The sequence below is a fragment of the Pulveribacter suum genome, from assembly GCF_003013695.1.
In the GTDB taxonomy this organism is placed as follows: Bacteria; Pseudomonadota; Gammaproteobacteria; order Burkholderiales; family Burkholderiaceae_C; genus Melaminivora; species Melaminivora suum.
This window is the reverse complement of the sequence record NZ_CP027792.1, coordinates 702501-725767: the sequence shown is the minus strand read 5'-3', so window position 1 is coordinate 725767 and position 23267 is coordinate 702501. Positions and strand designations below refer to the sequence as shown.

Genomic DNA, 23267 nt, shown 5'->3' with positions numbered 1-23267 from the left:
TCATCATGCGCACATACACCTCCCTCTCCGCCAGCCGCAGCGCGCGTGCTCTGGCTCCGCTCACCGCCGCCCTGGTGCTGGCGGGCTGCAGCTTCATTCCCACCTACGAGCGTCCCGCCACACCGGTCGCCCCTGCCTACGCGCTGGCCGACAGTGCCGCGGCTTCGGCCCAGGAGCACGCCGCTGCCGACATCGACTGGAAGGACTATTTCACCGACCAGCGCCTGCAGCGGCTCATCGGCATCGCCCTGGGCAACAACCGCGACCTGCGCGTGGCCATGCTCAACGTCGAGCAGGCACGCGCGCAGTTCCAGATCCAGCGCGCCGCTGAATTCCCGTCCGTTGCCGGCGTGGCGAGTGCCACCCGCCAGCCCAGCACGGCCACGGGACAGTACGGCAACCTGTTCCAGGTCGGCCTGGGCGTGACCGCCTGGGAGATCGACTTCTTCGGCCGTGTCGCTGCCCTGAAGGAGCAGGCGCTGGCCCAGTACCTGGCCACCGATGAAGCGCGCAAGGCCGCGCAGATCAGCCTGGTGGCCGCGGTGGCCTCGGGCTGGCTGAACCTGATGGCCGATGAGGAGCTGCTGGACATCTCCCGCCGCACCCTGGCCACGCGCGAGGAATCCGTCAAGCTGACGCGGCTGCGGCTGGAGCACGGCGTGAGTTCGGAGCTGGACAACCGGCAGGCCACCAGCCTGGCAGAGGCCGCCCGCGCTACCTATGCGCAGCAGCAGCGCCAGCGCATGCTGGACGAGAACGCGCTGGTGCTGCTGCTCGGCCAGGCACTGCCGGACGACATCCGCGCCAGCCTGCCGTCGTCCCGCCTGTATACCGCAGCGCCCATGCAGCCGCTGCGCGCCGGCCTGCCTTCGGATCTGCTGGAGCGCCGCCCTGACATCCGTCAGGCCGAGCATCTGCTGATTGGCGCCAATGCCAACATCGGTGCGGCCCGCGCGGCCTTCTTTCCGCGCATCTCGCTCACGGCGACGGTGGGCACCGTGAGCCCTGAGCTATCCGACCTGTTCAAGGGCGGCTCCTGGGCCTTCTCCCTGGCACCGCAGCTGGCTGTTCCCCTTTTTGACGCCGGGCGCAACCAAGCCGGCCTGGAAGCCGCGCGCGCGGGCCGCGAGATCGCCGTGGCGCAGTATGAAAAAGCCATCCAGGCGGCATTCCGCGAAGTCTCCGATGCCCTGGCCGGCCGCGCCACGCTGCAAGAGCAAATCGATGCCCAGCGCGGCCAGGAGGCGGCGGATGCCAAGCGGTTGGAACTGTCGGACCTGCGCTACCGCAACGGCGTAGCCAGCTATCTGGACGTGCTTGACGCGCAGCGCTCGCTGTTCGGCACGCAGCAGTCCCTGGTGCTCACGCAGCTGCAGCAACTGCAAAACCAGGTTCTTCTGTACAGGGCGCTGGGGGGTGGCTGGAGCGAGACCGGCTCCTATAATGGAAAGCTGTCTGCCACGCCCCTCTCAACACCATAAATTTTCCAGGACCCTCCATGAGCGACATCCACGACGCAGGACACGCCGGGCCCATCAAAAGCCCCAAGCAGCTGCTGACCACCGTCATTCTTGCCTTCGTTCTGCCGGTGTTCGCCATCATCGGACTGGTGCTGTACGTCACGGCCGGCAACAAGCCGGCATCCGGCGCTGCCAACCCGGAGCTGGCCGTGGCTCACCGCATCCAGAAGGTGGGATTTGTCGAGGTGCGCGACGCCAACCGTCCTCTGCGCTCGGGCGAGGAAGTGTTCAAGGGCCAGTGCGCAGCTTGCCACGCCACCGGCGCGGCCGGTGCTCCCAAGCTGGGAGATACCGCGACCTGGGCCCCGCGCATCCAGACTGGCTTCGAAGCCCTGGTGCACTCGGCACTGCAGGGCAAGGGCGCCATGGCCCCGCAGGGTGGGGGCGACTTCAACGACACCGAAATCGCCCGTGGTGTGGCCTACATGGCCGATGCAGCCGGCGCGAACTTCCCCGAGCCCCCAGCACCTGCCGCAGAGGGCGCCAGCGCCCCGGCATCGGCAGCTTCGGGCAGCTGAACGCCGTCCCTCGACTGCAGGGACAGAAAAAAAGGCCTGCCCATGGGGCAGGCCTTTTTTCTTGTGCTTGTCCACTGCCTGAGCGGCAAGAAAAAAGCCCCGATGTTTCCATCGGGGCTTTTTTGCAGTTTGTCTGGTGGCCTGGGACGGAATCGAACCGCCGACACAAGGATTTTCAATCCTCTGCTCTACCGACTGAGCTACCGGGCCTGAGCCACTGATTGTAGTCTGGAAAAAAGGGGGGAAAGGGAAAGCAGTGAATTTTTTCGCTGCTCAGCCATTGCGCCGATTGCGTCCCAGGTCCACCCCCAGCTGGCGCAGCTTGCGGTACAGATGGGTGCGCTCCAGTCCCGTCTTCTCCGCTACGCGCGTCATGGAGCCGCCTTCGCGGGCGAGGTGGAATTCAAAGTAGGCTTTCTCGAAGCCATCGCGCGCTTCGCGCAAGGGACGATCCAGGTTGAAGCCCTGGTGCGCAAGCGGCCCCTGTTCCAGGTGGGGTGCCACGGGTACCGCGGCCTCCGCCGTGCCTGTGCCACCCTCCGCCACGGCCATGGGTGCTGTCGCCTGCGGGCCAGAAGCGTCGCCCCGGCCATGGGTGGCAGCCGCCGCAGCAGACGCATTGGCCGCGCTGCGCGTCAGCCCCTGCTCGACGGCCTTGAGCAGCTTTTGCATGGTGATGGGCTTCTCGAGGAACGAGAACGCGCCGATGCGTGTCGCCTCCACCGCCGTCTCGATGGTGGCGTGCCCGCTCATCATGATCACGGGCATGGTGAGGGCACCCGCCATGGCCCACTCCTTGAGCAGAGACACACCGTCGGTATCCGGCATCCAGATATCCAGCAGCACCAGGTCGTAGCCAGTGGACAGACGGGCGTTGCGCGCCTGTGTGGCGTTTTCCGCCAGATCCACGCTGTGGCCCTCGTCGTTCAGGATTTCGGACAACAGATCCCGGATGCCCAGTTCGTCGTCGACCACCAGAATGTTTGCCATGTGTTGAAGTACGCGATTACTGACACAGTGGTGTTGCTAAGACGCCACCACCTTCGATACAGGGGCGAATGATAGCGACACTTGCGCGCCCTTCACCACGCCCTCTTCCACCCGATTGCTCAGCTCGATGCGCGCACCGTGCTCTTCGGCGATCTTCTTGACCACTGCCAGCCCCAGCCCGGTGCCCCGCGGCTTGGTCGTCACATAGGGTTCAAAAGCGCGCTGCAGGATGTGCGGCGGGAAGCCTTGTCCCGTGTCGGCCACGACGAGACGCACGCGCTGGGAGGACTCGCTCCAGCGCGTGGAGATGCGCACTGCCGGTGCAGCCGCCTGCAAGGCAGCGTCCTGGGCGTTTTGCAGCAGGTTGTGCACGACCTGGCGCAACTGCTGGGGGTCGCCGGCAATCCAGGGGCATTGCGGGTCGGCGTCCACCTGCACGGGGACCTGCGCGCCTTCGGCCTCGTACAGCTGCAGCACGTCCGCCAGCAGCGCATTGAGATCCAGCGGCTGCAGCTGCGCCGCGGGCAGGCGGGCGTAGTCGCGGAACTCGTTGACCAGCCGCTGCATGGCCTCCACCTGGTCCACGATGGTCTTTACCGACTTGGCCAGGATGGCCTGCTCGGCCTCTGGCAGCTTGCCGCCCAGCCTGCGCTCCATCCGCTCGGCCGACAGCTGGATGGGGGTGAGCGGGTTCTTGATCTCATGTGCCAGGCGCCGCGCCACCTCGCCCCACGCCTGGGCGCGCTGGCCCGAAACGATTTCGGAAATGTCGTCAAAAACCAACAGTCGCATGCGGTCAGGCAGCTCGGCGCCGCGCATCACCAGGCTGGTGCCCTGCTGGCCAGGGCCCTCGCCGGCGTGAAGCTCGAAGGGATGCTGCCAATGGTCCAGCCCGTGGTGCTCGGCGCGTTCGGGCGCAAAGGCCTCAAACCGCTGCTGCACCGTAGCGGCAAATTCCTCCAGGCCCGCCACGCCCGCCAGCGGCTGTCCCTCATGGGCGGCCAAGGGAGCACGCAGGATGCGCGTGGCGCCCGGGTTGCTGGACTGGATGACGCCCTGGTCATCCAGCACGATGACTCCTGCGGTCAGGTTGTCCAGGATGGTCTGCAGGTTGGCACGCGCCGCATCCAGCGCGCCCATGCTCTTTTGCACCGCGGCACGCGCGTCCGCCAGTTGCTGGGTCATCCAGGCGAAGTCACGCGTCAGCCCCCCCAGCTCATCGCGCCCCTGCAGCGCTGCCTTGGGAGCGAGATTGCCAGCCGCCACTTCGCGCACGCCCTCGGCCAGCACCAGCAGCGGACGCACCAGCTGGTTGCCCAGCACCACGGCCAGCAGCACGGCCCCGAAAACGGCGAGGAACAAACTCAAAGTGAGCGTGCCGATGTACATGCGCCGCAGACCGCCGCGCGCCAGCGCCCGCTCCTGGTACTCCCGGTTGGCCTCCTGCACGGCAACGGCATTGGCCACCAGGGCCTGCGGCAGCGGCAGCGTGGCCTGCACATAGCGTGGCTCCATCAGCAGACCGACGGCCGGATTCAAGGCGGCCACCAGTACGCGTACCCGGGCGCTTTCCACCGCCCCCGGGTCCGCCAGGTCATCCAGGCCTTCGATCTGGAAGGCCATCCGGTCTTGCCGCGCCGTGCGCAGCTGCTGCGCGGTAGGCCGCTCCGGACTGAGGGAAAAGCGCGACTGCCCGGTGCTGGCCAGCGGCTGCCCGCTGGCGCTCCACAGCACCATGTCGGTGGCGCCCAGCTGGTCGCGCATGCGCTCCAGCACCAGGCCGGTGGCGGCGTCGGGCACCTGGGCCAGCTGGCTGCTGGCGGTGCGCGTCTTGGTCGCCATGTCGGCGGCGATGGTATCCAGCGTGGCCCGGCCCAGACTGACCCCCGCGCTCAGGGCACCTTCGACCTTGACGTCGAACCAGCTTTCGATCGAGCGCGAGACGAACTGATAGGACACGACATAGATCAGCAGGCCCGGCACAACGCCCACCAGCGTGAAGATGCCGGCCAGCTTGACCAACAGCCGTGTGCCGAAGCGCCCACGCCGCAGCCGCACCGCCAGCCGGGCGGCGCCCCAGGCCAGCGCCCCCAGCAGCACGGCGGCCACCAGGACGTTCACGCCCAGCAGCCAGGCGAAGTGCCGCTCGTAGAGGGCGCGGTTGTTGGTCGCCTGCGTCAGCAGGAACAGCAGCACCACCCCGATCGCGCACATGACGCCGGCGCCCAGACCCAGCGCCCAGCGCACGGCGTGGCCGCGGCTGGCAGCGCGGCGCGCAGAACCCGAGGGGCGCGGGGACGGGTCGATCACTGGGCCGCCTCTGCGGGGGGGAGTTCCACACGCCGTGCCAGCGCCACCGCCCAGCCCGGCTTGCCCAGGGTGCCGAACTGCAGCGGACGCGGCAACTGAGAGGTATCCAGCCGGAACTGAAAACTCACTTCATACATCCGCTCGTCGTCCAGCTCATCGGCCTCGGCGATCTTCCACCGTGCCAGCCGCTGCATGGCGGCCAGGGCTTCGGGCAGCTCGTCAAAGCTCTGGCCCAGGGCCATGCCCAGGCCCGTCAGATCCTGCGCGGACGAGGCCTGCACCAGCCGCCAGCGCCGCGTGAGCGGCTGATAGCTCAGGCGCAGGTAGCGTGTGGCGCGCGCCACCATCCGGTCCGACCAGTACCAGCGCGGGCGCAGCACCTGCGCCTCAGCCACGAAATGCATGGCGATGCCCTGGTAGAGGGCGGTTTCCACCAGCGACGGCAAATCCAGACGCCAGGCAGCGCTCAGCAGCAACCCTTCGGGGGTGCGCTCCACGCGCATATCGGTGATTTCCCCGTGCTGCTGCGCGGCGGCCGCGCTGCCCGGCATGCCGCCGGCCAGCGCCAGAGCCATGGCGAACAGCCAAAGGTACAACAGGCTGCGCATCCAGGAGGCGGAAAAGGTCGAAGCGAAGATCACGCCCGCCATTGTCCGGGAGCGGGCAGCGCTTGTCCGGCCCGGCGGACAAAACAGGGCGCCGCAGGCTGCGCCGTGGGCGCACTTACAACGTCTGCGCTTTCTTGAAGTCGAACAGCCAGGCCAGCAGGCTGGCCGGGAACTGCGCCACCGCGGCGTTGTAGTGCGCCACGGCGGCGTTGAACTGCTGCTGCACAGGCGCGCTTTGCAGCGCCAGCTGCTCGCGCTGCTGCACCCATGGGGCCAGCGCCGGAGGCGCCACACCCTCGCTTTGCAGCGCGGCGCAGTGCACCAGCGACTGCCATGCCGTATCCAGCACCTGGGCGCCAGCGGCCAGGGCCGCAGCCGCGCCGGCATCCAGCGGCCGGGCACGCACCACCGCCAGCGCCGCGGCAAACTGCCCGCCGGCAGCGGCCACGGCGGCCTGGGCATGGCTGTCCACGGCGGTTTGCGCTGCTGCCTCGTATTCCTGCAGCAGCGCCAGCCCGCGCAGCAGATGCGTGTCCAGCGCTGCAAACGCCTGAATGGCTGCCGAGCGCAGGCGAATCAGCCGGTTGTAGGCACCCACGGCCCAGAACACGAGCACGGCCAGAACGATTGCGGTGGTCCACATGAATGTCTTTCTGTCGCCAAAAAACCGGGAGGCACAACGCATGCCTGGCCGGGGCACAGGCATCTGTGCGCAGGCATAAAAAAACCCGGCCTGCCACCAGGGCAGACCGGGAGTTTAGGCCGGGCGGGCGCCGGGTCAGTCGGCGGCGCTGGCGTCCATGTCGGCGCCGATTTCCACTTCACCGGCACTGGCCAGCTCGGCGGCTTCGGCGTCGGCGATGGCGCGGCGCTCGGCCTCGTCCATGGCGTCCTTGACCTTGCGCGCCTGGTGGTAGGCCAGGCCGGTGCCAGCCGGGATGAGGCGGCCGACGATCACGTTTTCCTTCAGGCCGCGCAGCTCGTCGCGCTTGCCCATGATGGCAGCCTCGGTGAGCACGCGGGTCGTTTCCTGGAACGACGCGGCGGAGATGAAGGAGTCCGTGGACAGCGAGGCCTTGGTGATGCCCAGCAACACGTTGGAGTAGGTCGCGGGGATCTTGTCCGCAGCCTGCAGCGCTTCGTTGGTATTGAGGATCTCCGAGCGCTCGACCTGCTCGCCGGCGATGTAGCCGGACTCGCCCGGGTTCTCGACCACGACACGGCGCAGCATCTGGCGAACGATCACCTCGATGTGCTTGTCGTTGATCTTCACGCCCTGCAGGCGATAGACGTCCTGCACTTCGTCAACGATGTAGCGCGCCAGCTCCTCGATGCCCAGCAGGCGCAGGATGTCCTGCGGATCGGCCGGCCCGTCCACGATCAGCTCGCCCTTGTTGACCACCTGGCCCTCGTGGACCAGCATGTTCTTTTCCTTGGGCACGAGCTCGTCCCAGACCTTGCCATCCGGGTCGGTGATCTGCAGGCGCACCTTGCCCTTGGTCTCCTTGCCGAAGGACACCGTGCCGGTGATCTCGGCCAGCATGCCCTTGTCCTTGGGGCTGCGGGCTTCGAACAGCTCGGCCACGCGCGGCAGACCGCCCGTGATGTCGCGGGTCTTCTGGCCTTCCACCGGGATGCGGGCCAGCACCTCGCCGGGGCCCACGTCCTGACCGTCGCGCACCTGGATCAGCGAACCCACGGGGAAGCCGATGGTCACCGAGTGGTCGGTGCCAGGAATCTTCACCTCCTGGCCGCCGGCGTCGATCAGCTTGACCTGCGGGCGCACCACCTTGGTGGCGCCGCGGCGCTTGGGGTCGATCACCACCAGCGTGGACAGGCCCGTGACCTCGTCCACCTGCTTGGCCACCGTCAGGCCTTCCTCGACGTTCTCGAACCTCACCTGGCCGGCGAACTCCGTGATGATCGGGCGGGTCAGCGGATCCCAGTTGGCTAAGATGGTGCCGGCCTTGATCTGCTGGTCGGCCTTCACCGTCAGCGTGGCGCCGTAGGGCACCTTGTGGCGCTCGCGCTCGCGGCCGTGCTCGTCCTGGATGATGATCTCGCCGGAGCGGGCGATCACCACCAGCTCGCCGCGGGTGTTGCTCACGTAGCGCATCGTGGCGTTGAAGCCGATGATGCCGTTGGACTTGGCTTCCACGCTGGAGGCCACCGCCGCACGCGACGCCGCACCACCGATGTGGAAGGTACGCATGGTCAGCTGCGTGCCGGGCTCGCCGATGGACTGGGCGGCGATCACGCCCACGGCCTCGCCGAGGTTGATCATGCCGCCGCGGCCCAGGTCGCGGCCATAGCAATGGGCGCACAGGCCGTAGCGTGTCTCGCACGTCAGGGCAGTGCGCACCTTCACTTCGTCCACGCCGGCGGCTTCCATGCCGTCCAGGGTGCTTTCGTCCAGCAGCGTGCCGGCCGTGGTCACCACCTCGCGCGTTTCGGGGTGCAGCACTTCCTCGGCCGTCACGCGGCCCAGCACGCGGTCGCGCAGCGATTCCACCACTTCGCCGCCTTCGACGATGGCGCGCATCAGCGAGCCATTGCTGGTGCCGCAGTCGTTCTCGGTCACCACCAGGTCCTGCGTCACGTCCACCAGGCGGCGCGTCAGGTAGCCGGAGTTGGCCGTCTTCAGCGCCGTGTCGGCCAGGCCCTTGCGGGCCCCGTGCGTGGAGATGAAGTACTGCAGCACGTTCAGGCCTTCACGGAAGTTGGCCGTGATGGGCGTCTCGATGATGGAGCCGTCGGGCTTGGCCATCAGGCCGCGCATGCCGGCCAGCTGGCGGATCTGGGCGGCGGAACCCCGCGCGCCCGAGTCGGCCATCATGTAGATGGAGTTGAACGACTCCTGCTCCACTTCCTTGCCGTGGCGGTCGATGGTCTTTTCCTTGGCCAGCTGGGCCATCATGACCTTGGAGACTTCGTCGCCGGCCTTGCCCCAGATGTCCACCACCTTGTTGTAGCGCTCGCCGGCCGTGACCAGGCCCGAGACGTACTGCTGCTCGATCTCCTTCACTTCCTTTTCGGCGCGGGCCAGGATGTCGGCCTTTTGCGGCGGCACCAGCATGTCATCCACCGAGATGGAGATGCCGGCGTGCGTGGCCAGGCGAAAGCCGTTTTGCAGCAGCTTGTCGGCGAACACCACCGTCTCCTTCAGGCCGCATTGGCGGAAGGAGGCGTTGATCAGGCGCGAGATTTCCTTCTTCTTGAGCGCCTTGTTCAGGTTGGAAAACGCCAGGCCCTTGGGCAGGATCTCCGACAGCAGGGCGCGGCCCACGGTGGTCTGCACCAGGCCGATGGTGGATTGCCACTCGCCGCTGTCCTTGTCCCGGCTCCAGTCGGGCAGGCGCACGCTGATCTTGGTGGCCAGCTCGACCTCGCCCGCGTCCAGCGCGCGCTGGACTTCAAGGATGTCGGTGAAGACCATGCCTTCGCCCTTGCCGTTGATCTTCTCGCGGGTGGCGTGGTACAGGCCCAGCACCACGTCCTGCGAGGGCACGATGGAGGGCTCGCCCGAGGCGGGAAACAGCACGTTGTTGGAGGCCAGCATCAGCGTGCGCGCCTCCAGCTGCGCCTCGACCGACAGCGGCACGTGCACGGCCATCTGGTCGCCGTCGAAGTCGGCGTTGAAGGCGGCGCAGACCAGCGGGTGCAGCTGGATGGCCTTGCCTTCGATCAGGATGGGCTCGAACGCCTGGATCCCTAGGCGGTGCAGCGTGGGCGCGCGGTTGAGCATCACCGGATGCTCGCGGATCACCTCTTCCAGGATGTCCCACACCACCGGCGTGCCGGCTTCGACTTCCTTCTTGGCGGCCTTGATGGTCGTGGCGATGCCCATCGCCTCCAGGCGCGAGAAGATGAAGGGCTTGAACAATTCAAGCGCCATCAGCTTGGGCAGGCCGCACTGGTGCAGCTTGAGCGTCGGGCCCACGGTGATGACCGAGCGGCCCGAGTAGTCCACGCGCTTGCCCAAGAGGTTCTGGCGGAAGCGCCCGCCCTTGCCCTTGATCATGTCGGCCAGCGACTTCAGGGCGCGCTTGTTGGCGCCCGTCATGGCCTTGCCGCGGCGGCCGTTGTCCAGCAGGCTGTCCACGGCTTCCTGCAGCATGCGCTTTTCGTTGCGCGCGATGATCTCCGGAGCCTTCAGCTCCAGCAGGCGGCGCAGGCGCGAGTTGCGGTTGATGACGCGGCGGTACAGGTCGTTCAGGTCGGACGTGGCGAAGCGACCGCCATCGAGCGGCACCAGCGGACGCAGGTCCGGGGGCAGCACGGGCAGCACTTCCATGATCATCCACTCGGGCTTGATGCCCGACTTCTTGAACGCTTCGAGCACCTTCAGGCGCTTGGCGTTCTTCTTGACCTTGACTTCCGAGCCCGTCAGGTCGCCGCGCAGGCGCTCGATCTCGATCTCCAGGTCGATGCCTTCCAGCAGCTCCTTGATGCCCTCGGCGCCCATGTGCGCGACGAACTCGTCGCCGTACTCCTTGCGCTTGGCGTCGTAGTCGTCCTCGCTCATGATCGAGAACTTCTTGAGCGGCGTCATGCCCGGGTCGGTGACCACGTAGGCCTCGAAGTACAGCACGCGCTCGATGTCGCGCAGCGTCATGTCCAGCACCAGGCCCAGGCGCGAGGGCAGGCTCTTCAAGAACCAGATGTGCGCGCAGGGCGCGGCCAGGTCGATGTGGCCCATGCGCTCGCGGCGCACCTTGGTCTGCGTGACTTCAACGCCGCATTTTTCGCAGATCACGCCGCGGTGCTTCAGGCGCTTGTACTTGCCGCACAGGCACTCGTAGTCCTTGATCGGGCCGAAGATCTTGGCGCAGAACAGGCCGTCGCGCTCGGGCTTGAAGGTGCGGTAGTTGATCGTCTCCGGCTTCTTCACCTCGCCGAAGGACCAGGAGCGGATCTTCTCGGGCGACGCCAGGCCGATCTTGATGGCGTCGAAGTGCTCGTCCGGCGTGAATTGCTTGAACAGGTCGAGTAGCGATTTCATGTGACTCTTTCCCTTTTCATCAAAAATCATAGCTGCTGGCGCTTGATCGGCGCGGCTTTGCAATAGAAAACATCTGCAAAGCCGCGCCAAACATGCGGCGCCAGCTCACTTTTCAGTAGTGCGGTGCGCGCCTTCTCAGGAACGCTCCAGCTCCATGTCCAGGCCCAGCGAACGGATTTCCTTGACCAGCACGTTGAACGACTCGGGCATGCCTGCCTCGATCGCGTGTTCGCCCTTGACGATGCTCTCGTACACCTTGGTACGGCCCTGCACGTCGTCGGACTTCACCGTCAGCATCTCCTGCAGCACGTACGCGGCGCCGTAGGCTTCCAGCGCCCACACTTCCATCTCGCCGAAACGCTGGCCGCCGAACTGCGCCTTGCCGCCCAGCGGCTGCTGCGTGACCAGCGAGTACGGGCCGGTGGAGCGCGCATGCATCTTGTCGTCCACCAAGTGGTGCAGCTTCAGGTAGTGCATGTAGCCGATGGTCGTCGGGCGCTCGAAGCGTTCGCCGGTGCGCCCGTCGTTCAGGAAGGCCTGGGTGCGCGGATCGGTCAGGCCCTTGGCGCTGGCCACCTCTTCGGGGTAGGCCAGCTGGAGCATTTCCTTGATCTCCGCTTCCGAGGCGCCGTCGAACACCGGCGACGCGAACGGCACGCCCGTGGTCAGCTCGCGCGCCATGGACAGCACTTCGTCGTCGGACAGCAGCGAGAAGTCCTCCTTGTGGCCGCGGGTGTTATAGACCTGCTCCAGGAACTTGCGCAGCTCGGCCACCTTGGCCTGGCGCTGCAGCATGTCGCCGATGCGCTGGCCCAGGCCCTTGCCGGCCCAGCCCAGGTGGACCTCCAGCACCTGCCCGATGTTCATGCGCGACGGCACGCCCAGCGGGTTCAGCACGATGTCCACCGGCGTGCCGTCGGCCATGTAGGGCATGTCCTCGACAGGCACGATCTTGGAGACCACGCCCTTGTTGCCGTGGCGGCCGGCCATCTTGTCGCCGGGCTGCAGGCGGCGCTTGACGGCCAGGTACACCTTGACCATCTTCAGCACGCCCGCCGGCAGCTCGTCGCCCTGCGTGAGCTTCTTGCGCTTTTCTTCAAACGCCAGGTCGAAGCTGTGGCGCGTCTGCTCCATGGCGTTCTTCATGGACTCGAGCTGCGCCGCCACGGCCTCGTCGGCCGGGCGGATGTCGAACCAGTGGAACTTCTCCACGCTGCCGAGGTAGTCCTTGTCGATGGTTGCGCCCTTGGGCAGCTTTTGCGGGCCGCCATTGGCCTTCTTGCCCGCCAGCAGCTTCTCGATACGGTCATAGGCGTCGGCCTCGACGATGCGCAGCTGGTCGTTCAGGTCCAGGCGGAAGCGCTTGAGCTCGTCGTCGATGATCTGCTGGGCGCGCTTGTCGCGCTGGATGCCCTCGCGAGTGAAGACCTGCACGTCGATCACGGTGCCCTGGCTGCCCTGGTCCACGCGCAGCGAGGTGTCCTTCACGTCGGAGGCCTTCTCGCCGAAGATGGCGCGCAGCAGCTTCTCCTCAGGCGTCAGCGTGGTCTCGCCCTTGGGCGTGACCTTGCCCACCAGCACGTCGCCGGGCTGCACCTCGGCGCCCACGTAGATGATGCCGGACTCGTCCAACCGGCCCAGCTGCTGCTCGGACAGGTTGGGAATGTCGCGGGTGATTTCCTCGGCGCCCAGCTTGGTGTCGCGCGCCATCACCACCAGCTCCTCGATGTGGATGCTGGTGTAGCGGTCCTCGGCCACTACGCGCTCGCTGATCAGGATCGAATCCTCGAAGTTGTAGCCGTTCCAGGGCATGAACGCGATCAGCATGTTCTGCCCGATGGCGATCTCGCCCAGGTCGGTCGAGGCACCGTCGGCGATCACGTCGCCCTTGGCCAGCACGTCACCGCGCTGCACGATGGGGCGCTGGTGGATGTTGGTGTTCTGGTTGGAGCGCTGGTACTTGATCAGGTTGTAGATGTCCACGCCCACTTCGCCGGCCACTGCCTCGGTGTCGTTCACGCGGATCACGATGCGGGTCGCGTCCACGTGGTCCACCACACCGCCACGGGTGGCCGTGACCACGGTGCCGGAGTCCACCGCTGCCACGCGCTCGATGCCGGTGCCCACCATGGGCTTTTCCGGACGCAGCACGGGCACGGCCTGGCGCGACATGTTGGCACCCATCAGCGCGCGGTTGGCGTCGTCATGCTCCAGGAAGGGCACGAGCGAAGCCGCCACCGAGACGATCTGTGCGGGCGACACGTCCATGTACTGCACACGGTCGGCCGACACCAGGGTCGACTCGCCCTGCTCGCGCGCCGAGACCAGGTCGCCGGTCAGGCGGCCGGAGTCATCCAGCGTGGCATTGGCCTGGGCGATGATGTACTTGCCCTCTTCGATGGCCGACAGGTAGTCGATCTGGTCGGTCACCTTGCCGTCCACCACGCGGCGGTAGGGCGTCTCGATGAAGCCGTATTCGTTGAGCTGGGCGTACAGGGCCAGCGAGTTGATCAGGCCGATGTTCGGGCCTTCCGGCGTTTCGATCGGGCACACACGGCCGTAGTGCGTGACGTGCACGTCGCGCACCTCGAAGCCGGCGCGTTCGCGCGTCAGGCCGCCCGGGCCGAGGGCCGAGACGCGGCGCTTGTGCGTGATCTCGGCCAGCGGATTGGTCTGGTCCATGAACTGCGACAGCTGCGAGGCACCGAAGAACTCCTTGAGGGCCGCGGAAATCGGCTTGGAGTTGATCAGGTCGTGCGGCATGAGCGGGTCGTTCTCGGCCTGGCCGAGGCGTTCCTTCACGGCCTTTTCGATACGTGCCAGGCCCGTGCGGTACTGGTTCTCGGCCAGCTCGCCCACGCAGCGCACGCGGCGGTTGCCCAGGTGGTCGATGTCGTCGACTTCGCCCTTGCCATTGCGCAGGTCCACCAGAATCTTGACCACGGCCAGGATGTCTTCGTTGGACAGCACCATGGGGCCGGTGGATTCGTCGCGGCCGACCTTGGCGTTGAACTTCATGCGGCCCACGCGCGACAGGTCGTACGTGTCCGGGTTGTAGAACAGCCGCTGGAACAGGGCTTGCACGGCGTCTTCCGTCGGCGGCTCGCCGGGGCGCATCATGCGGTAGATGGCCACGCGGGCGGCAAATTCGTCCACCGTCTCGTCGATGCGCAGCGTCTGCGAGATGTAGGCGCCCTGGTCGAGTTCGTTGGTATAGATGACCTGCAGGTCCTGCACGCCGGCCGTGCGCAGTTTCTTGAGCAGGGCTTCGGTCAGCTCCTCGTTGGCCTTGGCCAAGATCTCGCCGGTGTCGGAGTCCACGATGTTGCGCGAGACCACGCGGCCGATCAGGAAGTCCTCGGGCACGCTCACGTGCGTGGTACCCGACTGCTCCAGCTCGCGCGTGTGGCGGGCAGTGATGCGCTTGTCCTTAGCGACGATGACCTTGCCCGACTTGTCGGTGATGTCAAAGCGCGCCACCTCGCCCTTGAGGCGATCGGCGACGAACTCCATCTGCGCACCGCTGTCCATCAGACGCATGTTGTCGTTGATGAAGAAGTTCGCCAGGATGGATTCGGGCGTCAGGCCGATGGCCTTCAGCAGGATGGTCACCGGCATCTTGCGCCGACGGTCCACGCGGAAGTACAGGATGTCCTTCGGGTCGAATTCGAAGTCCAGCCAGGAGCCACGGTAGGGAATGATGCGTGCGGAAAACAGCAGCTTGCCCGAACTGTGCGTCTTGCCCTTGTCGTGCTCGAAGAACACGCCGGGCGAGCGGTGCAGCTGGCTGACGATCACGCGCTCGGTGCCGTTGATGATGAATGAGCCCTTGTCGGTCATCAGAGGCACTTCGCCCATGTAAACCTCCTGCTCCTTCACCTCCTTGACCACCTTGGACTGCGACGTCGAGGACTCGCGGTCGTAGATGATCAACTGCACGCGCGCGCGCACGGCCGACGAGAACGTCAGGCCGCGCGTCTGGCACTCGCGCACGTCGAACGCCGGGCGGGCCAGGTTGTACTCGACGAACTTCATTTCCACGAAGCCGTTGTGCGAGACGATGGGAAAAGCCGAGTTGAAGGCTGCCTGCAGCCCTTCATTGGCCCGCTTTTGGGCGGGCGCATTGGCCTGCAGGAAGGCGGTGTAGGCATCGCGCTGCATTTGCAGCAGATAGGGCACCTTGAGCACGCTGTCGCGGCGGCCGAAGCTCTTGCGGATGCGCTTGCGTTCGGTGAAGCTGTACGTGGATGTTGAGGCCATGAGATCTCCGGGCAAAGACATTGGATGGGGTCTTCGACGACTGCCCCGCAAGGCGGCCACCTTGCAGGCTTGGCGGGTTGGCCACTACCAACCATGGCGGACGGCGATGCGTTGCACATCGCCCGAACCAAGGCGTCTTCTGCTGTCGGCAGGTCAGAAGACACTAGAAAGCAGTTTCGGGGAAACCGCTTTCTGGTGCGCTCTGATGGGGCGGGCCCATAAGCACCAAAGGCTGGAGGCCTTTTGCGAAGACCTCCAGCCCCGGAACGCGGTCAGATTACTTCAGCTCGGCCTTGGCGCCAGCGTCGGTCAGCTTCTTGACAGCAGCTTCTGCGTCAGCCTTGGGCAGGGCTTCCTTGACGTTCTTGGGAGCGCCGTCCACCAGGTCCTTGGCTTCCTTCAGACCCAGACCGGTGATTTCACGCACGGCCTTGATCACGGAAACCTTGTTGGCGCCAGCTTCGTTCAACACGACGTTGAACTCGGTCTTCTCTTCAGCGGCAGCAGCGCCGCCGGCAGCTGCGCCACCTGCAGCAGGGGCTGCCATGGCGGCAGCGCTCACGCCGAACTTCTCTTCGATGGCCTTGACCAGGTCATTGAGTTCCAGCACGGTCATGCCGTCCAGGGCGGTCAAGAATGCGTCTTTGTCGAATGCCATTTTGATTTCCTAACAATTGGTTGGTTTTGGGATTGCGAATGCGTACGCCTGATCAGGCGGCCACAGGTTCGCCCTCGCCCTTCTTGGCCGCCAGGGCACCCAGCACCACGGCGGTGCGGGAGATCGGCGACATCAGCAAGCCACACAGCTGGGCCAGCAGCACTTCCTTGGAAGGGATGTTGGCCAGTTGCTTCACGTCGTTCACGTCCAGGGCTTTGCCTGCGAAGGCGCCACCGCGAATGACCAGCTTGTCGTTGGTCTTCGCGAAATCGGCCACCACCTTGGCGGCGGCCACAGCGTCTTCGGAGAAGCCATAGATCAACGGGCCGGTCATCTGCTCGGCGGCCACCTCAAACTGGCTGCCAGCCACAGCACGGCGTGCCAGGGTGTTCTTCAGAACACTCAGGGACACACCCTTGCTGCGGGCATCGACACGCAGTTTGGTCAGGTCGGCCACCGTAATGCCACGGTATTCCGCGATCACGAGCGTTTGAGCTTTAGCGGCGAGGCTGGTCACTTCATTGATGACCGCTTCTTTCTCACTGCGATTCAGACTCAAGGTCTACTCCTTCGTTTGCGCACTTTGGGCAGGCCCGCCGTACGCGCTCTTGGTTTGCAGCGACCAACTGTTTCGGAAAATTCTTTCCATCTTCAGCGGGATCGCCATCTGCGTTGGCCCAGGGGGATTTAAGTGCGGCCCATGGCGCACGCCAACGGTCTTGGATGGCCTGGCACGGGACACGCCCGCTCCAGCCCACCACCGGGACGCCCTTGCGGGGCCTCCCAAGATCTCGCAATTACGCCGAGATGGTTTGCGTGTCCACGCGCACGCCCACGCCCATGGTCGAGGAAACGGCGACCTTGCGCAGGTACACGCCCTTGCTCGTGGCAGGCTTGGACTTGTTCAGCGCGTCGATCAGAGCCACCAGGTTGCCCTGCAGCTTGTCGTCGCCAAACGAGCGGCGGCCGATGGTCGTATGGATGATGCCGGCCTTGTCGACACGGAATTGCACCTGGCCTGCCTTGGCGTTTTTCACGGCCGTGGCGACGTCGGGAGTCACGGTGCCCACCTTGGGGTTGGGCATCAGGCCACGCGGGCCCAGGATCTGGCCCAGCGTACCCACGACGCGCATAGCGTCAGGCGCGGCGATGACGATGTCAAACGGCATGTCGCCGGCCTTGACCTGAGCGGCCAAGTCGTCCATACCGACGATGTCGGCACCGGCAGCCTTGGCTTCTTCCGCCTTGGCACCCTGTGCAAACACGGCCACGCGGGTCGTCTTGCCGGTGCCATTGGGCAACACCACGGCGCCGCGCACCACCTGATCGGACTTCTTGGCATCCACGCCCAGCTGCACGGCCACATCGATGGACTCATCGAACTTGGCGGTGGCAGCCTCCTTCACCAGAGCCATGGCTTCGGCGAAGGGGTACAGCTTGGTGGAGTCCACCTTGCCCTGCAGGGCCTTTTGCTTCTTGGTCAGCTTCGCCATGTCAGAGGCCCTCCACCGTCACGCCCATGGAACGGGCGGAGCCGGCCAGCGTACGCACGGCGGCGTCCACGCTGGCAGCGTTCATGTCCTTGAGCTTGGTCTTGGCGATTTCTTCCAGCTGCTCGCGTGTAATCTTGCCGACCTTGGTGGACAGGGCACTCGAGGAGCCCTTGTCCAGCTTGATGGCCTTCTTGATCAGCACAGTCGCCGGTGGCGTCTTGATGATGAAGGTGAAGCTCTTGTCTGCGAACGCCGTAATCACCACGGGCAGCGGCAGGCCCGGCTCGACGCCTTGCGTCTGAGCATTGAAAGCCTTGCAGAACTCCATGATGTTCAGGCCGCGCTGACCCAGCGCGGGACCGATCGGAGGAGAGGGATTGGCCTTACCAGCTGGCACTTGCAGCTTGATGAAGCCGACGATTTTCTTCGCCATGGTTGCTCCTTGCGGGTATTAACGCCTACCTGAATGCAGACAGGCTCCCCGGGGTTGTCGACTCGTTTTGTAAAAAGCGCCGAGTCGGGGAAAGCGCTTGAATGGGAAGCCGCGAGCGCGGCGTTCGTCAAGTCTTCTCGACTTGGCTGAATTCCAGTTCGACGGGAGTGGACCGACCGAAGATCATCACGGAAACGCGCAGGCGGCTCTTTTCGTAGTTGACTTCTTCCACCGAGCCGTTGAAGTCTGTGAAGGGGCCTTCCTTGACCCGCACCAGCTCGCCAACCATGAATTCCACCTTGTGGCGAGGCTTCTCCGTGCCCTCTTCCATCTGGCTGACGATCTTCTGAACTTCCTCTTCCGAGATCGGCGCCGGCCGGTTCTTGGCTCCGCCAACAAAACCCGTCACTTTGCTAGTGTGCTTGACCAGATGCCAGGTATCGTCGTCCATTGCCATCTCGACAAACACGTAACCCGGGAACAGTCGTCTTTCCGTAGTTTTGCGCTGACCATTCTTCATCTCGACGACCTCTTCGGTCGGCACCAGAATGCGGCCAAACTTATCCTGCATGCCGGCTCGAGCGATGCGTTCGAGAATGTTGCGCTCAACCGCCTTTTCCATGCCCGAATAGGCGTGAACGATGTACCAGCGCATGTCGGATGCCGGCGCAGCCTGTGCTGCCGCCTGCATGTCGTTCGAATCCAGTGCATCCGTCATCACTTCCTCCAACCCAAGACCAAGTCGTACAGAACCCATTCCAGGGTCTTGTCGGTGAACCAGAGAAACAGCGCCATCAGCACCACAAAACCGAACACATAGCCGGTCATCTGCAGTGTTTCCTTGCGTGTCGGCCAGACCACCTTCTTGACTTCACGCCACGCATCGCGGCTGAAACCAACAAGCTGACGCCCATGCTCGGACACCAGGAACACAGCCACCGCAAAGATCAACCCCAGCAGCAATACCCCCCACTGCGCCAGCGGGCCTTGCTTTGCCAGAAGATAGAAGCCAGCAATGGAGGCCACCACAAGTGCCACAGAGGCAACCAGCTTTGCCTTGTCTGCGCCAGTGGTGACCGTTTCAACCGGGGAAGTGGCCATAACGAGTTTTTTGCCTTATTCGCCTGGCGCCACACAAGACGCCGAAGCCCGCCAGAAGGTGGCGGGCTTGAGGGTTACCACGTCATTCCGTGGCAGGGGCAGTAGGAATCGAACCTACAACCTTCGGTTTTGGAGACCGACGCTCTGCCAATTGAGCTATACCCCTTTGGAAACTTTTCGATTACGCGATGATCTTGGCCACGACGCCGGCGCCGACGGTGCGGCCGCCCTCGCGGATGGCAAAGCGCAGGCCTTCTTCCATGGCGATGGGGGCGATCAGCTTGACGGTGATCGACACGTTGTCGCCGGGCATGACCATTTCCTTGTCCTCGGGCAGCTCGATGGAGCCCGTGACGTCGGTCGTGCGGAAGTAGAACTGGGGACGGTAGTTGTTGAAGAACGGCGTGTGACGGCCGCCCTCGTCCTTGCTCAGCACGTACACCTCGGCGGTGAAGTGCGTGTGCGGCTTGATGGAGCCGGGCTTGCACAGCACCTGGCCGCGCTCGACGTCTTCGCGCTTGGTGCCGCGAAGCAGCAGGCCCACGTTGTCGCCGGCCTGGCCCTGGTCCAGGAGCTTGCGGAACATCTCGACGCCCGTGACGGTGGTCTTGACGGTGTCCTTGATGCCGACGATCTCGATTTCTTCGCCGACCTTGACGATGCCGCGCTCGACACGGCCCGTGACCACGGTGCCGCGCCCGGAGATCGAGAACACGTCTTCCACGGGCATCAGGAAGGCGCCGTCCACAGCACGCTCGGGCGTGGGGATGTAGCTGTCCAGGGCTTCAGCGAGCTTCAAGATGGCGGGCTCGCCCTTGTCGGACTGGTCGCCCTCCAGGGCCAGCTTGGCCGAGCCGCGGATGATGGGGGTGTCGTCGCCGGGGAAGTCGTACTTGTCCAGCAGTTCGCGCACTTCCATCTCGACGAGCTCCAGGAGTTCTTCGTCGTCCACCATGTCGCACTTGTTCAGGAACACGATGATGTAGGGCACGCCCACCTGGCGGGCCAGCAGGATGTGCTCGCGCGTCTGGGGCATCGGGCCGTCAGCGGCCGAGCACACCAAGATGGCACCGTCCATCTGGGCGGCGCCGGTGATCATGTTCTTCACATAGTCGGCGTGGCCGGGACAGTCCACGTGGGCGTAGTGGCGCGCAGCCGTCTCGTACTCGACGTGCGAGGTGTTGATGGTGATGCCGCGGGCCTTTTCTTCAGGCGCGTTGTCGATCTGCGAGTAGTCCTTGGCTTCGCCGCCAAACTTCTTGGACAGCACCGTGGCGATCGCCGCCGTCAGCGTCGTCTTGCCATGGTCCACGTGACCGATCGTGCCCACGTTCACGTGGGGCTTGGTACGTTCGAACTTACCTTTTGCCATCTTTTCGACTCCGAAAAAATCTACACCAAGACCACAAACATTGGCGCGCTCCAACACTGGAGCGCGCCGTGAATTCTGGTGCCCATGGCGGGAATCGGACCCGCGACCTCTCCCTTACCAAGGGAGTGCTCTACCACTGAGCCACATGGGCAACGCAAAGGCACAAACCCCTGCGAGCAATCAACAACAAAATCGTGGAGCGGGAGACGGGAATCGAACCCGCGTCATCAGCTTGGAAGGCTGGGGTTCTACCATTGAACTACTCCCGCAAGGCCCGCCATCTTTCAATGGCCAAGACTCACAATTCTGGTGGAGGGGACTGGATTCGAACCAGTGTAGGCGTAAGCCAACAGATTTACAGTCTGCCCCCTTTAGCCACTCGGGCACCCCTCCGAAGAATTCAAGAGTATAACAGGTTTTTTGCCGTTCGCGCTCAAACGAGAAGTTGGTCAAGAATTATCGCTACGAGGCAGCTTGCCCCGATATGACTGCCTCTCAGCCGAGGGCCTGAGTCTTGCCATCCCTGGGCGCTCCTTACACAAGAGTCGGCAAGCCGCTCCTGAGGTCTGTGCGTCCTTATGACCTCTACTGCCTACAACCTATCAAGCCCGTGAGCGTCATAGCGGAAAAGCTCTCGTCCTCCGCGTCGCCCCCCCGCACCCTCACCCTCCCCTGCTGCACCAGCCCGGCGCAGATGCGTCGCGTGCCGAACCCTTGGGAATACAGAATATCTTGCAGCAGCATGGCTGGGATCCTTTGCTTTCTTGTTTTCCTTGTCCCCAAAGCCAAAACCCCCCTTGCGCTATTTAAGCGAAGGGGGGAGAGGCTTGATGAGTAGCCTGACGATGACCTACTTTCACACGGGAATCCGCACTATCATTGGCGCGAAGTCGTTTCACGGTCCTGTTCGGGATGGGAAGGGGTGGTACCGACTTGCTATGGTCGTCAGGCTTTAACGGGTCAGGGGGCGGCTTCTTGGGCAGGTGGAAGCTGCGCCCTGGTGATTCATAGAGTCGAAGGCGGTTCAGCGTTGGGGGGCTAGTTTGATTGCGCCGGCATGGATAACGTTGTGATCCTTGGGTTTATGCGCGTCATGCTGCGCTGTGCGTTGCGCACAGGGCGATCAAAGTTATAGGGTCAAGCCTCACGGGCAATTAGTACTGGTTAGCTACATGCATTGCTGCACTTCCACACCCAGCCTATCAACGTCGTGGTCTACAACGACCCTTCAGGGGGCTCAAGGCCCCGGCAGATCTCATCTTGAAACGAGTTTCCCGCTTAGATGCTTTCAGCGGTTATCTCTTCCACACTTAGCTACTCGGCGATGCCACTGGCGTGACAACCGATACACCAGAGGTGTGTCCACTCCGGTCCTCTCGTACTAGGAGCAGGCTTCCTCAAATCTGCAGCGCCCACGGAAGATAGGGACCAAACTGTCTCACGACGTTTTAAACCCAGCTCACGTACCTCTTTAAATGGCGAACAGCCATACCCTTGGGACCGACTACAGCCCCAGGATGAGATGAGCCGACATCGAGGTGCCAAACACCGCCGTCGATATGAACTCTTGGGCGGTATCAGCCTGTTATCCCCAGAGTACCTTTTATCCGTTGAGCGATGGCCCTTCCATACAGAACCACCGGATCACTATGTCCTGCTTTCGCATCTGCTCGACTTGTCAGTCTCGCAGTTAAGCACGCTTATGCCATTGCACTATCGTCACGATGTCCGACCGTAACTAGCGTACCTTCGAACTCCTCCGTTACGCTTTGGGAGGAGACCGCCCCAGTCAAACTGCCTACCATGCACTGTCCCCGATCCAGATAATGGACCTGGGTTAGAACCTCAAACGCACCAGGGTGGTATTTCAAGGATGGCTCCATGCGATCTGGCGACCGCACTTCAAAGCCTCCCACCTATCCTACACAGATTCGTTCAAAGTCCAATACAAAGCTACAGTAAAGGTTCATGGGGTCTTTCCGTCTTTCCGCGGGTAGATTGCATCATCACAAACATTTCAACTTCGCTGAGTCTCAGGAGGAGACAGCGTGGCCATCGTTACGCCATTCGTGCAGGTCGGAACTTACCCGACAAGGAATTTCGCTACCTTAGGACCGTTATAGTTACGGCCGCCGTTTACTGGGACTTCGATCAAGAGCTTGCACCCCATCACTTAATCTTCCAGCACCGGGCAGGCGTCACACCCTATACGTCCACTTTCGTGTTTGCAGAGTGCTGTGTTTTTATTAAACAGTCGCAGCCACCGATTTATTGCAACCGCTTTGGGCTTGCCTTGTACAGGTTCACCTACTTGCGGCATACCTTCTCCCGAAGTTACGGTATCAATTTGCCGAGTTCCTTCTCCTGAGTTCTCTCAAGCGCCTTAGAATACTCATCTCGCGCACCAGTGTCGGTTTGCGGTACGGTCGTCAATAGCTGAAGCTTAGTGGCTTTTCCTGGAAGCAGGGTATTACTCACTTCGTGTGCAAGCACACTCGTTATCACCCCTCATCTAAGCCCGGCGGATTTGCCTACCGGGCACGACTACAGGCTTGAACCAACATATCCAACAGTTGGCTGAGCTAACCTTCTCCGTCCCCACATCGCACTATTGATCGGTACAGGAATATTGACCTGTTTCCCATCAGCTACGCATCTCTGCCTCGCCTTAGGGGCCGACTCACCCTACGCCGATGAACGTTGCGTAGGAAACCTTGCGCTTACGGCGAGCGGGCTTTTCACCCGCTTTAACGCTACTCATGTCAGCATTCGCACTTGTGATACCTCCAGCAGCCTTCACAAGCTGCCTTCACAGGCTTACACAACGCTCTCCTACCACGCACAGTAAACTGTGCATCCGCAGCTTCGGTAACTGGCTTGAGCCCCGTTACATCTTCCGCGCAGGACGACTCGATCAGTGAGCTATTACGCTTTCTTTAAATGATGGCTGCTTCTAAGCCAACATCCTGACTGTCTTAGCCTTCCCACTTCGTTTCCCACTT

The 23267-nt window shown here is 63.8% G+C and carries 15 protein-coding genes, 5 tRNA genes, 2 rRNA genes and 1 pseudogene (1 of these 23 only partly in view); 2 read left to right on the top strand and 21 right to left on the bottom strand.

Going from position 1 to position 23267, the window contains the following annotated elements:
- Positions 1-5: 5 nt before the first annotated feature.
- Positions 6-1481, top strand: coding sequence for an efflux transporter outer membrane subunit (locus tag C7H73_RS03305; protein ID WP_106845349.1), 1476 nt, complete (start codon positions 6-8; stop codon positions 1479-1481).
- Between the two features lie 17 nt (positions 1482-1498).
- Positions 1499-2038 (top strand): c-type cytochrome, encoded by a 540-nt coding sequence (locus C7H73_RS03300; RefSeq protein WP_106845348.1) that lies wholly within the window; start codon positions 1499-1501, stop codon positions 2036-2038.
- A gap of 134 nt (positions 2039-2172) precedes the next feature.
- On the opposite strand, the gene C7H73_RS03295 is transcribed toward C7H73_RS03300, so the two are convergent.
- The 21 genes and pseudogenes from C7H73_RS03295 to C7H73_RS03195 all read right to left on the bottom strand — a co-directional run.
- Positions 2173-2248: transfer RNA gene (locus tag C7H73_RS03295), tRNA-Phe, on the bottom strand.
- Between the two features lie 63 nt (positions 2249-2311).
- Positions 2312-3028 (bottom strand): response regulator, encoded by a 717-nt coding sequence (locus C7H73_RS03290; protein ID WP_106845347.1) that lies wholly within the window; start codon positions 3026-3028, stop codon positions 2312-2314.
- Positions 3029-3064: 36 nt separating this feature from the next.
- The gene (locus C7H73_RS03285) at positions 3065-5338 is read right to left on the bottom strand and encodes an ATP-binding protein (protein WP_106845346.1); all 2274 of its coding nucleotides are present in this window, start codon (positions 5336-5338) and stop codon (positions 3065-3067) included.
- Positions 5335-5979: a DUF4390 domain-containing protein gene (locus C7H73_RS03280; RefSeq protein ID WP_227001402.1), complete on the bottom strand. Its 645-nt coding sequence runs from the start codon at positions 5977-5979 to the stop codon at positions 5335-5337. Before C7H73_RS03280 ends, C7H73_RS03285 begins: the two co-directional genes overlap by 4 nt.
- An 82-nt stretch (positions 5980-6061) precedes the next feature.
- Positions 6062-6589: a LemA family protein gene (locus C7H73_RS03275; RefSeq protein WP_106845345.1), complete on the bottom strand. Its 528-nt coding sequence runs from the start codon at positions 6587-6589 to the stop codon at positions 6062-6064.
- Positions 6590-6724: 135 nt separating this feature from the next.
- Positions 6725-10948 (bottom strand): DNA-directed RNA polymerase subunit beta', encoded by a 4224-nt coding sequence (rpoC, locus tag C7H73_RS03270; protein WP_106845344.1) that lies wholly within the window; start codon positions 10946-10948, stop codon positions 6725-6727.
- Between the two features lie 135 nt (positions 10949-11083).
- Positions 11084-15208, bottom strand: coding sequence for a DNA-directed RNA polymerase subunit beta (gene rpoB / locus C7H73_RS03265; protein ID WP_106845343.1), 4125 nt, complete (start codon positions 15206-15208; stop codon positions 11084-11086).
- Between the two features lie 277 nt (positions 15209-15485).
- Positions 15486-15866, bottom strand: coding sequence for a 50S ribosomal protein L7/L12 (rplL, locus tag C7H73_RS03260; RefSeq protein WP_106845342.1), 381 nt, complete (start codon positions 15864-15866; stop codon positions 15486-15488).
- A 52-nt stretch (positions 15867-15918) separates the two neighbouring features.
- The gene (rplJ, locus tag C7H73_RS03255) at positions 15919-16425 is read right to left on the bottom strand and encodes a 50S ribosomal protein L10 (RefSeq protein ID WP_106845341.1); all 507 of its coding nucleotides are present in this window, start codon (positions 16423-16425) and stop codon (positions 15919-15921) included.
- Between the two features lie 238 nt (positions 16426-16663).
- Positions 16664-17359 carry a 50S ribosomal protein L1 gene (rplA, locus tag C7H73_RS03250; protein ID WP_106845340.1) on the bottom strand — a complete coding sequence of 232 codons (696 nt, stop codon included), beginning with the start codon at positions 17357-17359 and terminating at the stop codon, positions 16664-16666.
- Position 17360: 1 nt separating this feature from the next.
- Positions 17361-17792 (bottom strand): 50S ribosomal protein L11, encoded by a 432-nt coding sequence (gene rplK, locus C7H73_RS03245; protein WP_106845339.1) that lies wholly within the window; start codon positions 17790-17792, stop codon positions 17361-17363.
- Positions 17793-17919: 127 nt separating this feature from the next.
- Positions 17920-18510: a transcription termination/antitermination protein NusG gene (gene nusG / locus C7H73_RS03240; protein WP_106845338.1), complete on the bottom strand. Its 591-nt coding sequence runs from the start codon at positions 18508-18510 to the stop codon at positions 17920-17922.
- On the bottom strand, positions 18510-18893 hold the full coding sequence (secE, locus tag C7H73_RS03235) for a preprotein translocase subunit SecE (protein WP_106845337.1): 384 nt from the start codon (positions 18891-18893) through the stop codon (positions 18510-18512). The genes nusG and secE overlap by 1 nt, the downstream gene beginning before the upstream one ends.
- Before the next feature lie 90 nt (positions 18894-18983).
- Positions 18984-19059, bottom strand: a tRNA-Trp gene (locus C7H73_RS03230).
- 15 nt (positions 19060-19074) lie between these two features.
- Positions 19075-20265 (bottom strand): elongation factor Tu, encoded by a 1191-nt coding sequence (gene tuf / locus C7H73_RS03225; protein WP_106845249.1) that lies wholly within the window; start codon positions 20263-20265, stop codon positions 19075-19077.
- A 76-nt stretch (positions 20266-20341) separates the two neighbouring features.
- Positions 20342-20416 (bottom strand) — tRNA-Thr (locus C7H73_RS03220).
- 44 nt (positions 20417-20460) lie between these two features.
- A tRNA-Gly gene (locus tag C7H73_RS03215) sits at positions 20461-20534 on the bottom strand.
- 38 nt (positions 20535-20572) lie between these two features.
- Positions 20573-20658: transfer RNA gene (locus C7H73_RS03210), tRNA-Tyr, on the bottom strand.
- Positions 20659-20922: 264 nt separating this feature from the next.
- A pseudogene (locus C7H73_RS15720) lies at positions 20923-21009 on the bottom strand (S4 domain-containing protein); the annotation flags it as partial.
- 93 nt (positions 21010-21102) lie between these two features.
- Positions 21103-21215, bottom strand: a 5S ribosomal RNA gene (gene rrf / locus C7H73_RS03200).
- A gap of 183 nt (positions 21216-21398) precedes the next feature.
- Positions 21399-23267: ribosomal RNA gene (locus C7H73_RS03195) — 23S ribosomal RNA — on the bottom strand; it runs 1011 nt beyond the window's last position.